Origin of the sequence: Mesorhizobium sp. 113-3-3, from assembly GCF_016756495.1 — a bacterium.
In the GTDB taxonomy this organism is placed as follows: Bacteria; Pseudomonadota; Alphaproteobacteria; order Rhizobiales; family Rhizobiaceae; genus Mesorhizobium.
In genome coordinates this window covers 5,721,837-5,734,612 of record NZ_AP023243.1, presented here as the reverse complement: position 1 = coordinate 5,734,612, position 12,776 = coordinate 5,721,837, and the positions used below count along the sequence as shown (strand labels likewise).

The window sequence follows — 12,776 nt, the reverse complement described above, 5'->3', positions numbered from 1 at the left end:
CCGGAGCGGGAGCTTCAGTCCATCACATTGGCGGCGGCGTCCAGGAGGGGCACGACCCATGCCGAACGAACGTGCCACGGTTGTACACACGCCGGTTGGCGCCGACGTGCTGACCTTCACCCATCTCGTCGGTCGTGATGAGATCAGCCGAAGTTTTGCCTATACTGTCGGGTTCGTCAGCAAGAGCCGTGACGTCGATCCGCTGAAGATGCTGGGCGGCGTCGTTTCGGTCGAAGGTGAAGCCGATCCAAAGCGCTGGTTCAGCGGCCTGGTGTCGGATTTCAAGCTTACGCGCGTGGAGGACCGGCTGGCCTATTACGAGGCCACCGTCAGGCCATGGCTCTGGTTTCTCGGCAACACCACCGACTGCCGCATTTTCCAGAACATGACCGCTGTGGAGATCGTCGAAAAGATCTTTTCCAAATACGGCATCGCAAAGTTCGAGAAGCGGCTGCAGGGCTCCTACCCATCGCGCGAATACTGTGTCCAGTATGACGAGAGTGATCTCGATTTCGTGCAGCGGTTGTTCGAGCACGAAGGTATTTTCTATTTCTTCGAGCATGACGAGGACAAGCACACGCTGGTTCTGTGCGATGCGATGAGCAAGCTGAAGCCGGCTCCAGGCTACGACAAGGTGCTTTACAATTCCGAGGGCTATGGCTCGCGACGCGACGTCGAATACATCACCGAATGGATTCCGGGCAGTGCGGTGCGGCCAGGCGCCTACGCCCATACGGACTATGATTTCGAGAAGCCGGGCGCCGATCTGATGGCGAAGTCCGCCCAGCCCTTCGGCCACAAGGAAGCTTCGGGCGAAAACTACCGCCAGCCCGGAGCGCATCTCGATGTCGGGCGCGGCGACACGATCGCGGGGGTCCGCCGCGAGGAACTCCAGGCCGAGCATCAGCGCAACACCGCCGTGGGTACGGTGCGCGGCCTTTTTTCCGGCTGCAAGTTCACGCTCGAAAGCTTTCCGCGCGACGACCAGAACACGGAATATCTGGTTGTGAGCGCCGAATACCGGCTGTTCGATCCGGGCTACCGGACCCAGAACGAGGCCCACATCGAGAATTTCAAGGTAGTGCTGGGCGTGGCGCCGACGAAATTGCCCTATCGGCCTCCGCGCATCACGCCAAGACCGATCATGCGCGGCCCGCAGACGGCAACGGTGGTCGGCCCTTCGGGAGAGGAGATATTCACGGACAAATACGCGCGGGTGAAGGTGCAGTTCCACTGGGACCGCCTCGGCAAGAAGGACCAGAACTCGTCCTGCTTCGTGCGCGTGTCGCAGACCTGGGCCGGCAGCGGCTGGGGCTTCATCCAGATCCCGCGCATCGGCCAGGAGGTCATCGTCGATTTCATCGAGGGCGATCCGGACCTGCCGATCATCACCGGCCGGGTCTACAATGCCTCCGAGATGCCGCCTTATGCGCTGCCGGCCAACGCCACGCAATCGGGCTGGAAGTCCAATTCCTCGAAAGGCGGCGGCGGTTACAACGAGCTGATGTTCGAGGACAAGGCTGGTTCCGAACTGGTCAATTTCCAGGCGCAGAAGGACCATCATCTGCTGATCAAGCACGACCGCAATAAGACGGTGCAGCACGACCAGTCCGACCGCATCGACCATGACGCCAAGCATTCCGTCGGCCATAACCTCGATGAAGACGTCGGCAACAACAAGACGGTCAAGATCGGCGTCGACCAGACGACGAACATCGGCAGCAACGACACGGAGACGGTGGGCGCGAACCGCTCGCTGACGGTGATGGCGAACGAGACGATCCACGTCGTCGCCAATTCGACCGAAAACATCGACGCCAACCATTCGCAGACCGTGGGACTGGTTCAGACGGTCACCGTGGGCGCGGCACGCATCGACACGGTGGGCGCCGCCGAGACCCGAACCGTAGGCGGCGTTCAGACCAACACGATTGGCGCCGCCCGCTCGGTCACGGTCGGCATCAGCCAGAGCCACGATATCGGCGCGTCGGACAGTTGGAACGTCGGATCAAGCCAAGGCATTGAGATCGGGTCCGATCAGGGCGTCAAGATCGGCGGGGCCCAGAACACGCAAATCGGCAAAACGCATATCATCAAGGTCGGCGAGGATGCCTCAACTCAGGTCAATGGGGCGCACGAGCTCAAGGTCGGGAAAAAGAGCCTTATCCAGGTCGGCGAGGACGCGGGCATCGTGGTCGGCAAGAACCTGACCATCGAGGCCAAGGAGTCGGTCACGATCAAAACAGGAAGTGCCGAAATTATCATGAAAAAGGATGGGACGATCACCATCAAGGGCAAAGACATCACCATCAAGGGTTCAGGAAAGATAGACGTCAATGCTTCGAGCGACATCATCATGAAAGGCTCGGAGATAAAGCAGAACTGAGGACGCACCCATGAGCGATATTGACGAACGGATCGATGGAGTGGTGATTGGCTTGCTGCTTGGGTTCGACCAAGGTGCGCCACTCGTGGTGTTTCCCGGAAATCGGGAGGAGGTGGCCCTGCAGGCGCGAAGTCTGACCGAACTGTCGTCCGACATGATCGGGTCAGAAGTCGCACTGCTGTTCGAAAATGCCAATCCGCTGAAACCGCTGATCGTGGGGCGTATTGTCGACCCCGCAAAACGACAGACAAACAGCCGGGACAACAGTCATGTCGTGCGCGACGGTGAAACGGTGAAAATCAGTTCGAGCGAGCGGCTTGAGCTGAGGTGCGGTAAGTCGGTCATCATTATGGAAAAGGATGGCCATCTCACCATACGAGGCACCAACCTGGTCAGCCACGCCAGCGCCTCCAACCGTATCCGTGGCGGCTCCGTGAATCTGAACTGATGCCAAAGCCGCCGATACTCGAACATATCGTACGTCAGCACGCGGAAATGGCGGCCTTCCTCTGGACGGTCTACGACCACCATCTGCTGCATCCCGGCGAAAACCCCGAGATGGACGAGGAGCACGTGGAGCGGCTCATAGAGCGGCTGGAAGCACATCTGCTTGGGCTGCGTGTTGCGGGTGTCGAAGGCAAGCGTATCGCAAAGGAGCGTTTCGACGAATTTTCGGAAGCTGGAGAGCTTTTTGTGGTCCGGATGCTGGAGGCGACCAGTCCTCTCCCTCTCAAGCAGTTGAACCTCGACCAGGTGCGCAAATACCTGGCCGCCAAGTTGCCGGCGGCCGATATCTGAAGAGTTTTATACGACCTTCCCGCCGCCACTTACGACAAGGTGTAAGTAACTTCGCCCCAATCGTCTTCATCCAGCGTGTAGATTTGATGCGGGGCGAACGCCGCCAGGAATCCGGCATAGCTCGAAACGTTTATGAAACTTTCGTCAACGCCAGGCAGCGGCGGTTCGAACGGCTCCATCTCGCCGGTCCACCGGAAAAGTGTGCCGTCGAAATACACAAGGATCGCTTGCTCCGTTCTTTTTATATCCCAAAACGACTTCTTCTTGCCGAATGCGAATGCGTCGTTGAATTCCTGAAAATCGGGTGTCGAGACAATGCGCCCATTGGTTGTGAAAATCTCGATGGATTTGCCTGCCTCCAGCATCTCGACGACAGTTCCGGGATGATCAAAATCCACCTGGCTCCATGAACCGTCGTATGCCCCGACCACAGCTTTGTCCGGTACCTTCGCCGCCAGGATGGCACGCGCGAGACGCCGGCCATCGCCGGCTTGGCTCGCAGCGTCAATCTCCGCCGTGCTCCTGAACCGCTTCGTCTCCGTTCCACCAAAATACAGCCGGCCTTTGTGCGCGACGGCGCAGAAGTAGACCAGGTTTGTCGACCCGTCATCGCTGCCTTTCGGGCCTGCGAGAAATCTCCAGCCCTCCGAAGGCGTCCGCATGTAGACTTGCCCGCCATAGCCGAGCGCCAACAGTCGATTGCCGATCTGCAGTATCTTTGTCATGCGGCCGAGCTTCATCGCATTCTCGGAGGCGAAACCGGCTCCGGGTATCTGCTCGCGTTGACTGACGGCTTCGAAAAAATACACCACCTCGCCCTCTCCAGTCAGTCCAACGGCCTGGGCTTCGAAGGGCGGCTGCAGGGCCGTGAAAGAGATCAGGTCCGCGACCTCCTCTCGAGGCCGAAGCACAACCGAACCATCGGCAACCCGACCGGAGGCGACGAGCCGGTCATCGTCTTCGCCCGGTATCGCTTTGAACAGGATGTAAAGGGTCCTGTCCACGCTCACGACACCTCCTGTTATCTCTGGTTTTCGCCTCATCGGTCGCTCAACACTCCCTTGGCATCGATCTCATGCTGTTGGCAGATGCTGCCTGTTCAGCACGCCCTTGGCGGCAGGACTCATATTGCTGGAGCTCTTCTCCGCTCGAGCATACTTGTCCTTGATTGGCTGTGTTTGCTCGGTCACCTTTTCACATGCCACTTGGTAGCAGTCCGCGGACACCGGATCATCGACCAGTTCGGCAAGAGCATCCAAACATTGCTTTCTTATTTTTTCCACTTTCTCGACGCCGCGCGGGTTGGCTCTTGTTGCGACGTCCTCGCCGAGTTCGGTCAAAGCATTGTCCAGGTGATGGTGCACGGTGACGTCTTCGCCACTCGGCGGCCGAGCCGCCGAGTGGTTCACGCGAGGGATGCAGATGCAAATGCCCTGATCCCTGCTGGGAAACGGCGGGTTCGCCATTCGATCTTCGCTGTTGACGCGAAAACAGCGGTCCGGAACGATATGGTGAGCCTGGTGAGCCACACCTTGTGAACCTGGCTTGGCCAAAGGATCGGTAGGGTCCTTTTTGGCGTTACACTTTTCGTGAATGTCCTCGAAGCTGCCGACCATGCAGTCTTCATCGCCAGGAATGCCGAATGCCGGCTTTCCGACGATCACCATTGGGGGCGCATCGCCGGGATCGGTCCCGTGATTGCTGGTGGCCATGTCGCCAAGCCGAACGACACCCTTGCTCTCGACCTTGACGTCCGACGACCAGCCGTGTGCGTAGACCTTGCCGGTATTTTTTGAGGTGATTATGCCTTTTTTGGCCGCCGCCCCGGCCTCGTCGCCGCTGCATTTGCTGTAGTAGCTGCTGTTTTCCTGGCTGATAGGCTTGTTGCCGATCTTCACGGTTCCGCTACCCGACGTCAGATCGGAGTCGAACCCGAAATCAGGGTACGGGACGGGCACGCCCGGCGGGGTCGCCGGATTCTCGGGCGGGGTGAAACATGTGTCGGGGAAATCCGCAATGACCTTGCAGCCTTGCGCCTCTGCCGAAATCTCTCGCCCGTTCGCGTAGACAGTCATCTTGCCTCCACCACGGCAGCGCCGCATGCGCCGTCATCGCCCGAGGCCTCGATCAGGATCGGCCCCGATGGCGCGTAGCCGCGTTGTATCGCCGACAGCGCCCACCCCAGCATCACCGGGACAGCGGCCGCCCCGACATTCCCCAGGCTCGCGCCCAGCGCCCATATTGGCCGCACCTGCGAGTGCTCGCGTTGTGTGCGCAGCATGGCAAGGGCAGATTGCTGGAACCAGTATGTCTCGCCGACGAAATCTCCCATCTTGAGAGTGATATCCGAGTGGAGGCACCCTGACCCGGCAAACGCTTCCTTGTAAGCCGTTGTCATCGCTTGCCCTCGGAAGGGAAGATCCGTCTCGTTGTAAATATGAGCTTCCTCCCGTGCCAGGCCGAGCCCCGTGAGGTGCATGGTGCCGCCCGTGCGCGCGCAGAGAATCGCCGCAGCGGCCTCCCCCGGAATGAAGCCGTTCGAGTTTTTTGGCGTGAGCAACCGCTCACGGGCGAGATAGTGGTTAACGGTCTGGGAGGTCAGATAGCTGTCCACCCCGACAATTATCACAAAAGGAGCCGCATTGGAGGCGAGCAGGCGGCGGGCCGCCTCCAACGCAACGTGGCCGGACGGGCGGCCATGCGCGACGACGCGCGAGGCAATGGGACCGACGATTTCCGTGATTTGCTCGATCTGGCTAAGCAGGTTTCGGCTGTCAGGCGCCGGACGCCCGGGACGGTCCTCCTCGGCCAGGCAAAGAACCAGGGCCGTCCTGCCCCGGGCCTCGGGCTTCGCTTCGAACGCTTCGACAATCGCCGCGGCGGCCATATGGGCAAGGCGCTTTGCGCCCATCCAGTTGCGCGGCAGCGGGACGGGCGCACCGATCAGCCACTCGCCGGCGGCGCCAAGGAAACGCGTTTCCTGGAAACCGTCGAGACGCGCGCGCATCGCTGCGCAACTTGATGGCGCGTCGAGGCCGACTGCCGTCACCATGCCCGCCGAGACGATGTCGAGGTCAGCGTTCATTCATGCGGCCTCCTCTTCGTCATCGCGAAGCGGAGTGTTGAACTTGCGGATGTAGCGTTTGCGCTTGGCATAGGCGCGTTGCATGCCGGGTGTCGGCGGCCCGATCCAGCATTCTGAAAAATCGAGGAGCGTGCGCTGGAGGCGCTGCTGCACCCGCCAGACCAGCGAAAACCGCCGCCTCTCCGGATCGAACAGCACCGTATCCGGCAGAAGCTCGCCCACGAACGCCTTTTCGCGACCTTTGAACAGCGTCAGCGGCAACGCTGTCGTTGGCATGCGGAAGCTTTCCTTGCCTGCCGGCGTCAGATTGACCAGCACCACATCCTCGCCGCCTCGCGGATGGTCGATCTGCTGGTCCGGCGGCGCCATCTGGAAATAACGTTCATCGAAATCCGGCGGCAGGAACGGAAAAATATTGTCGATCCAGTTCTGGTCGTAGGTGCCGCCATATTCGATGCGTCCCGGCCAGCCGCGCCCCATCGGCCCGAAACTCATCGGCCTGTAGTCGCCAAAGGGTGAGCGCACTTCCTCGCCGACCGCCTGCGTGTTGGGCAGCCGCAGGCCTGGGACCAGACGCTGGTTCCTGGTGCGCGACCATCCGGTTCCGACCGGGTTGTACTTATAGCTGGCGGGAAGCTTGTCTTCTGGATCCAGCCTGTCGACGCCACCCCAGGCAACGTCATAGGAGATGGGCAGTTTCAGGAAGGGTTGCGGCGACGTGGCGGTAAAGACCGGACCGATGGAGCGCCATTCCCGGTCGCCGACGACCTCGAACAGTTTTGACCAATTTCCAACCTTGATGCCGACCGGTACCCGCTCGGCCGGGCGCCCACCCGGTGCATAGGCGAAGCCATTGGCGACCACATCGCAGCGCGGCTTGCGGAAGGCAAAATCGGTCTCCCACAGCGTCGCCGAATAGCCCGGCACGCCGGTCTGGGTGTCGGCCATGACCAATGGCACCTGCTCGGTCGATTTCTGCACCAGTCCGCCGGGCGTGGTGGGAAAATCGAAAGTGCCCTTGACCACGACCACGATCCACTGATGGCCGGCCTTATCCATGCCCATGGTGAACTGATGCGGATAGCCCATCTGGTCCCAGATCTGCATCAGCTGGTCTCCCAGCTTGCGGCGAGGATCTGCTCCAAGGTCGGCTGCGGCGCCCGCGGATCGACGTCGAAAATATCCGTATGCGCCGTCCACGCCACGAACGCGTCGATGAGATCGTCCTCGCCATCGATAAGCGGAACGGGCAGGGCGGCCAACGCCGCGTCGAGTTCGTCCGGCGTCATCTCGCCCCGTTGCGCGGCGAAGGCGGCCTTTTCGATGCTTTCGAACCATGCGTCCGCAAAAGCCAGCTTAAGAGGCGCCTCCGGGAGCCTTGCGACGACGCTCAATGGAAATTGCCGGCCAACCCTGTCGGCGCTTTGCAGTACGATGCCGGCCGAGGCGCCGAAGGAGCCAGGCCCACTGAGGAAACGCAACGCCTTGCTCTGGGGCCAGGTTTCCACCCCGAACAGCGGCACGATGTGCTGCGCCAGCCAGCGGTCCCAAGAGCGCACGAAATCCGCCGGCAGCCGCCGGGCCACGAAATCGCCGGTGGCGGGCATCTTGCCATAGAAGCCGGGCACGATCAGATCTGCGGCGGACATGTGAACTTCTTGAACATTTCGAGCGTGTAGGGGTTCTCGACGCTGGCGGCTTTGAGTTCGAAATCGGCCCACATCCCCTTCGTGCCGAGCCGCAGGCTGTAGACATCGCTGAGCTTGGTCGCGGCGAAGCGGCCGCCGCGCAGCATTCTGAGCCACGCCCAACTGCCGGTCTCGTTGAGCATCACTTCGGGTGAGCCGTCGACCGGCTGGAAGGCGAGCGAGATCACTCCGGTGCCATCCTTGCCGGGCCACGTCATCGGCTGCGGTCTGGTTGCGTTGTTGTAGTAGACGAGGCTCTGGCCATCGAGGTTGAGCGTGACACGCGTCACGTTGGGGGAGAGGTCCTTGGGCTCCAGCGTGAAGTTCATCACCGGGCCGGTGCCGCCCGGAAACAGATCGTCGCGGATATGCCTCGCCTGCTCGAACGCTGCGAGCGCGGCTGGGTCGAGGCCGAAATCGGCACGCCATTTCCATGGCTCGCTGGCGGTGTCGACATAGTTGATCAAATGGTCGTTGGTGAAGGCATCGATCAGGCCGGTCGGTCCGAACAGACGTTGAAAATCGCGCACATTGACATCGACCGCGCTGTCCGGGCTGAACGGATAGCGGTTGTTGAGCGCTGCCTGGCAGAAGGGCAGTATGTCGGCCCGCCAGATGGCGTTGAGCTCGTTGGTGACGGCCTTCTGCGACAGGCCGCTGGTGTCGCCGGCGATGCCGCCCAGCCACTCGTTGATCGGCGAAGGCAGGATCTGCGCCTGCCTGGCGACCGCGCCCGTCAGTTCGGCGAGGCCGCCCTGCTTCTTGATGGCATCCTGCGGGTCGGGATTGGCGGTCACCGTCTGCAGCACATTCGACAGCGCCGTCAGCGCCACGACAGCGGCGTCGAGCGCCGGCGGCTGGCCGTCGACCTGGGCGATGGTGCCTTTGAGAGGCTTGAAATGCTCGGCGACCAGGCTGCCGGTCATGTCCACCTGGTTGGCGGAGCCGGCGCGCGGCAGGAGCTTGGCGCCCGAGGTCACCACCTTGCCCAGCTTGCCGAGTTTGCTGAGCAGCTTGGAGCCGGTCTTGGCGGCGGCGCCACTTTTGTCGTCGGCCGGCGCCTCGTCGGAGCGGATGAGGTCGGTCTCCTGCACCACTGCCGTCAACAGGCGCTTCAGCGCGGAGTCGGCGCTGGAAAGATCCTTGAGGTTTTCACTGGCGATGTTGAGATCGGTAAGCGGCGCAAGCCGCATGTCACGCAGAAAAGAGTCCCACTGGGCGATATAGTCGTCGTAGTAGAGCTTCAAGATATCCTGCGAGAGCGCCGAAACCGACGTCTCCGAGTTCTCCGAGCAGCCGCCGGCAAACACCGCGCGATCGAGGGCCGCCTGTCCCGCGACATCCTCGACCCGGTCGAGGATCGCGTCGTGGAAACCCGCATAGGTGTAGGGGCCGGGGACACCGACCCGCAACGTCTTGTCGGAGCGGCGCGCGAACACCTTGGCGCCGTTCGGCCCGGCGAAATTGGCCGGCACCCATTCCTTGACGGCTGCTACCTCCGGGTCGGCCAGGAGCTGCTTGTAGGCGCGCTCCGGCAGCGAGATCGTGCATACGGTCTTCAGCGCCTCCGCCACCAGTGCCTTGTCCGGGGTGATGTAGCTGTCGTCGACGGCCATGCGGCGGATGGCGGCGATTTGATGCTCTTCGGCGTCGGCCGTGGGGAAAGGCGGAGCCGGCGCGAATTGCGGCAGGCTGTTCACCCACCAGTTCTGGACGAAATCGGTGTCCATCTGCGACAGGCCGGTCATCATCCGGTAGGTCTTCAGCGCGCCGAGCATGAAATCCGGATCGCGGATCTGCCGCCACATCGTGGCCTCGAGCAGGGCGACCATATGCGGCTCGAGCACGTTGCGCAGCGCATGGTCGTAGGTATCGGTCTGCGCGCGCACCAGCTCCGGCGAAGCGGTCGGGCCGAGCAGGTTATGGGCGGCGTCCGGTGGCGGCGTTCGGGAGGCCGCCACCGCGTCCATCGCCGCCAGCGCGCCATCCATGGTCGGCTGCTCGACCGCGGCTGGGATGGCGGCGACCTGGGTGAGCGGCTCTTGCAGGGCTTCGAACTGGCCGGCCTGTTCGGTGATCGCATTGCGGTTGTCGAGGTAGGACCAGGTGAACAGCCCGCCGGCCAGCAAGGCCGCGAGCGCACAGGCGGCCGCGGCCCCGCGCCAGATCCAGGCGCGGCGGCGCTGCGCCAGCGGATCGAATGTGCCGAGGCCGGCCTCCTTGAAGATCACTTCGGTGAGAAGGTTCCTGAGGAAGAAGCTGCGCTTCTCGACGCGCGCCGCCGGCATGGCGCGGCGCGGCGGCAGCCCGAAGGAAGATGACAACGCCGCCGTCAGGCGGTCGATGGGGGCGCCTTCCTGTGTCGCCGATGTCAGATAAAGGCCACGCAGCCACGCGGCTTCCTCGTAGCGGCTTTCGCCGAACATGGCCTCGATCAGCACCTGGATCGGCCCGCAGAGGCTCGCCAACTGCGCCGGAAAGCGAAAGATCTCGGCGCGCGAGCCAAGCTTTTCCTCGTCTTCAAGGCGCGGCACCAACCTTCGCTCCAGCTCGGTGCCGAGCCTGGCCAGCTCCGCCTGGATCATGCCGGCGTTGACGCGGGCATCCAGCGCAAAGGTGGTTCCCCACACCTGCTCGCGCGCGCTTGTCGACAAGCCGCCGAAGAAGGCTTCGAACCCTTTGATCAGGTCGGCTTTCGTCAGCATCAGGTAGACAGGCAGACGGATCTCCAGCCGATCGTTGAGCTCCGCCAGCCGGCGGCGGATCTTGCGGCCGTGCGCCTTGATCGCTTCGTCGCCGTCCGAGAGCGCATCGATCGACAGCGCGACAATGACGCCGTTGAGCGCGCGGCGACCCCGATGCTTTTTCAGAAGGTCCAGGAAGCCCAGCCATTCCACGGCATCGACGTCCGGCTGGCTCTCCTGCTGGACGTAGCGGCCCGCCGTGTCGATCAGCACCGCGTTCTCGGAGAAAAACCAGTCGCAGTTGCGCGTGCCGCCGACACCCTGCAGATCGTCGGTCAGGTCGATTGGAAAATTGAGGCCCGACTGGCGTAACGCAGTGGTCTTGCCGGTGGCCGGAGGCCCGACGATCACATACCACGGCATCTCGCGCAGGAACTTCCGTCCGCCGAGCTTGCGCCGCTTGAGCTCGGCCATCACCTCGCCGAACTTGGCACCGACGGCTGCAACGCTCTCCTCGCCGGGGGTGAGCTGCTTTTCGGCCACGGGTGCCGCGATCTCGGCGACGAACATGCGGTTGGCGCGGATCGCGCGCCGTTGCGCGATGATCAGCCAGATCAGCCACAGGATGATCAGCCCCGCGATGATGGCGATGCGAACATTGTCGGATTCGAAGGGCGCGTACGGGCCGACCTGGACGATCGGGCCGAACACCCAGATCAAAAGCGAAAGCAGCGCAATGCCGATCAGGGTCCAGAGAAAGCGCGAGGTGATGACCGCCCAGAGGAAGCGCAGGATGAACATCTCACAGCCTCTTCTCGACCAGGACCTCGACGCGCCGGTTGAGCGCGCGGCCCTCGCGCGTCGAGTTGTCGGCCACCGGATCGGTGTCGGCGCGGCCTTCGGACTGGATGCGCTCCCGTGGCACGCCGGCCTGCACCAGGAGGTCCGCTATGGTTTGGGCGCGTGCCTCCGAGAGCCGCTGATTGCTCGCCAGCGGATTGGACCGTTGCAGGCGTACATTGTCGGTATGGCCGACGATCGTGATGTTTCCGATCAGCTCCTGATTGGCGAGGATCACCTTGGCGATCGACTCGATCAGAGGCTCATAGCCTTGCGACAGTGTCGGCCGCGAAGATTGGAAGAGCTCCGGGTTGGAGGACTGGACGATCAGCTTGGCCAGCGAGACGCTCTCGGTGCCGCTGAGCGCGCCCTTGAGGCCCGCGGGCGCTCCGGCCTTGAACGCGGGCAGCAGAGCGAAATCGACTGGCTGCGGCGGTTCAGGTGCGGGCGCATCCTGCTTGGGCGCGGCGCGGGCAACGTCCGCGCGCGAGGCCGGCGGCAGCGTGCGCACGAGGGCGGAGAGTTCGACCGCCTGGCTGCTCAAGCCCATCGACAGGCCGATATAAACGACAGCGGCGACGACAATGGCGGCAAGCGCCATCACCCAGATCGGAACGATGAAGCGCTGCGGCTCGTCGGAAGCGATCACGCCTTTCCAGTTCGGCGACAGCGGCGCGTCCTCGGCGTCGGCATTGCGCAGGAAGCGCGCCGCCGCCACGCGTACGGCATTGAGCGAGCGGTCGCCGGCGCGGCCGGGCACCCGATACTTGCCGCGGAAGCCGAGCGCCAGGCAGTAATACTGAAGCTCCAGCATTTCGCGGTCGCGGTTGGGATGGCGCTCCAGCTCGTCAAGGCGGGTGAAAAACTGGGTGCCGGCATCGACGTCGCCACGCAGCATGACCACCAGCGGCTGGCGCGGCCAGGCGCTGGCGCCGCCCCACGGCGTGTTCAGCGCGAGGTCATCGAGCAACGCCGCCACGGCCCAGGCCGCCTGGTCGGCGCGCTCCATGGAGGAGCCCGCTGCCATCGCGGCGTCGCGCGCCTGAACCAATTCGTCGAGCAGGCGCGTGCGCATCGCTTCCGGGTTCTCCGGCGCCAGCGCGCTTTCGAGCTCGGGCGCGAATTCGAGCAGTGGCGCGAAGATGTTGATGAGCGTGTTGGGATGGGCGCGCGCCCTTTTGACCGGCGCGCCTGGTGCCAGTGGCGCCATCGGCCGAGGCGCGGCGCCCGCCAGCCTGATGCGTGTGCGTTCGCGATCCTCCGACAGTCCGAAAGGATCATCCCGGCTCATGGCC

At 63.0% G+C, this 12,776-nt stretch carries 10 protein-coding genes; 3 read left to right on the top strand and 7 right to left on the bottom strand.

All coding sequences use genetic code 11. The features are described from left to right. The first annotated feature begins 58 nt into the window (after positions 1-58). Genes tssI through JG746_RS28020 form a run of 3 tightly spaced genes read left to right on the top strand, consistent with a single transcriptional unit; the run spans position 59 to position 3,184 of the window. Positions 59-2,386: a type VI secretion system Vgr family protein gene (gene tssI, locus JG746_RS28030; RefSeq protein ID WP_202355672.1), complete on the top strand. Its 2,328-nt coding sequence runs from the start codon at positions 59-61 to the stop codon at positions 2,384-2,386. Between the two features lie 10 nt (positions 2,387-2,396). Then, the gene (locus JG746_RS28025; RefSeq protein WP_140775179.1) at positions 2,397-2,834 is read left to right on the top strand and encodes a DUF6484 domain-containing protein; all 438 of its coding nucleotides are present in this window, start codon (positions 2,397-2,399) and stop codon (positions 2,832-2,834) included. Then, positions 2,834-3,184 (top strand): hypothetical protein, encoded by a 351-nt coding sequence (locus tag JG746_RS28020; protein WP_202355671.1) that lies wholly within the window; start codon positions 2,834-2,836, stop codon positions 3,182-3,184. The genes JG746_RS28025 and JG746_RS28020 overlap by 1 nt, the downstream gene beginning before the upstream one ends. A gap of 29 nt (positions 3,185-3,213) precedes the next feature. On the opposite strand, the gene JG746_RS28015 is transcribed toward JG746_RS28020, so the two are convergent. From JG746_RS28015 to tssL, 7 genes are all read right to left on the bottom strand, one after another. Then, positions 3,214-4,194, bottom strand: coding sequence for a hypothetical protein (locus JG746_RS28015; RefSeq protein WP_202355670.1), 981 nt, complete (start codon positions 4,192-4,194; stop codon positions 3,214-3,216). Positions 4,195-4,257: 63 nt separating this feature from the next. After that, on the bottom strand, positions 4,258-5,259 hold the full coding sequence (locus JG746_RS28010; protein WP_202355669.1) for a DUF4150 domain-containing protein: 1,002 nt from the start codon (positions 5,257-5,259) through the stop codon (positions 4,258-4,260). Then, positions 5,256-6,269, bottom strand: a complete 1,014-nt coding sequence (locus JG746_RS28005) for a beta-ketoacyl synthase N-terminal-like domain-containing protein (RefSeq protein ID WP_202355668.1) — start codon at positions 6,267-6,269, stop codon at positions 5,256-5,258. Before JG746_RS28005 ends, JG746_RS28010 begins: the two co-directional genes overlap by 4 nt. Next, positions 6,270-7,376 (bottom strand): DUF2169 family type VI secretion system accessory protein, encoded by a 1,107-nt coding sequence (locus tag JG746_RS28000; protein WP_202355667.1) that lies wholly within the window; start codon positions 7,374-7,376, stop codon positions 6,270-6,272. Continuing rightward, positions 7,376-7,918 (bottom strand): type VI secretion system-associated protein TagF, encoded by a 543-nt coding sequence (gene tagF, locus JG746_RS27995; RefSeq protein ID WP_202355666.1) that lies wholly within the window; start codon positions 7,916-7,918, stop codon positions 7,376-7,378. Before tagF ends, JG746_RS28000 begins: the two co-directional genes overlap by 1 nt. After that, on the bottom strand, positions 7,900-11,442 hold the full coding sequence (gene tssM / locus JG746_RS27990; protein ID WP_202355665.1) for a type VI secretion system membrane subunit TssM: 3,543 nt from the start codon (positions 11,440-11,442) through the stop codon (positions 7,900-7,902). Before tssM ends, tagF begins: the two co-directional genes overlap by 19 nt. A 1-nt stretch (position 11,443) precedes the next feature. Further along, entirely contained in the window at positions 11,444-12,772 is a 1,329-nt protein-coding gene (tssL, locus tag JG746_RS27985; RefSeq protein ID WP_202355664.1) for a type VI secretion system protein TssL, long form, read from the bottom strand. Between the last annotated feature and the right edge of the window lie 4 nt (positions 12,773-12,776).

Coding starts and splice junctions, on each gene's coding strand:
- JG746_RS28005 (WP_202355668.1), bottom strand. CDS start 6,269: ATGAACGCTGACCTCGACATCGTCTCGGCGGGCATGGTGACGGCAGTC.
- JG746_RS28025 (WP_140775179.1), top strand. CDS start 2,397: ATGAGCGATATTGACGAACGGATCGATGGAGTGGTGATTGGCTTGCTG.
- JG746_RS28020 (WP_202355671.1), top strand. CDS start 2,834: ATGCCAAAGCCGCCGATACTCGAACATATCGTACGTCAGCACGCGGAA.
- tssL (WP_202355664.1), bottom strand. CDS start 12,772: ATGAGCCGGGATGATCCTTTCGGACTGTCGGAGGATCGCGAACGCACA.
- JG746_RS28000 (WP_202355667.1), bottom strand. CDS start 7,376: ATGCAGATCTGGGACCAGATGGGCTATCCGCATCAGTTCACCATGGGC.
- tagF (WP_202355666.1), bottom strand. CDS start 7,918: ATGTCCGCCGCAGATCTGATCGTGCCCGGCTTCTATGGCAAGATGCCC.
- tssM (WP_202355665.1), bottom strand. CDS start 11,442: ATGTTCATCCTGCGCTTCCTCTGGGCGGTCATCACCTCGCGCTTTCTC.
- JG746_RS28010 (WP_202355669.1), bottom strand. CDS start 5,259: ATGACTGTCTACGCGAACGGGCGAGAGATTTCGGCAGAGGCGCAAGGC.
- tssI (WP_202355672.1), top strand. CDS start 59: ATGCCGAACGAACGTGCCACGGTTGTACACACGCCGGTTGGCGCCGAC.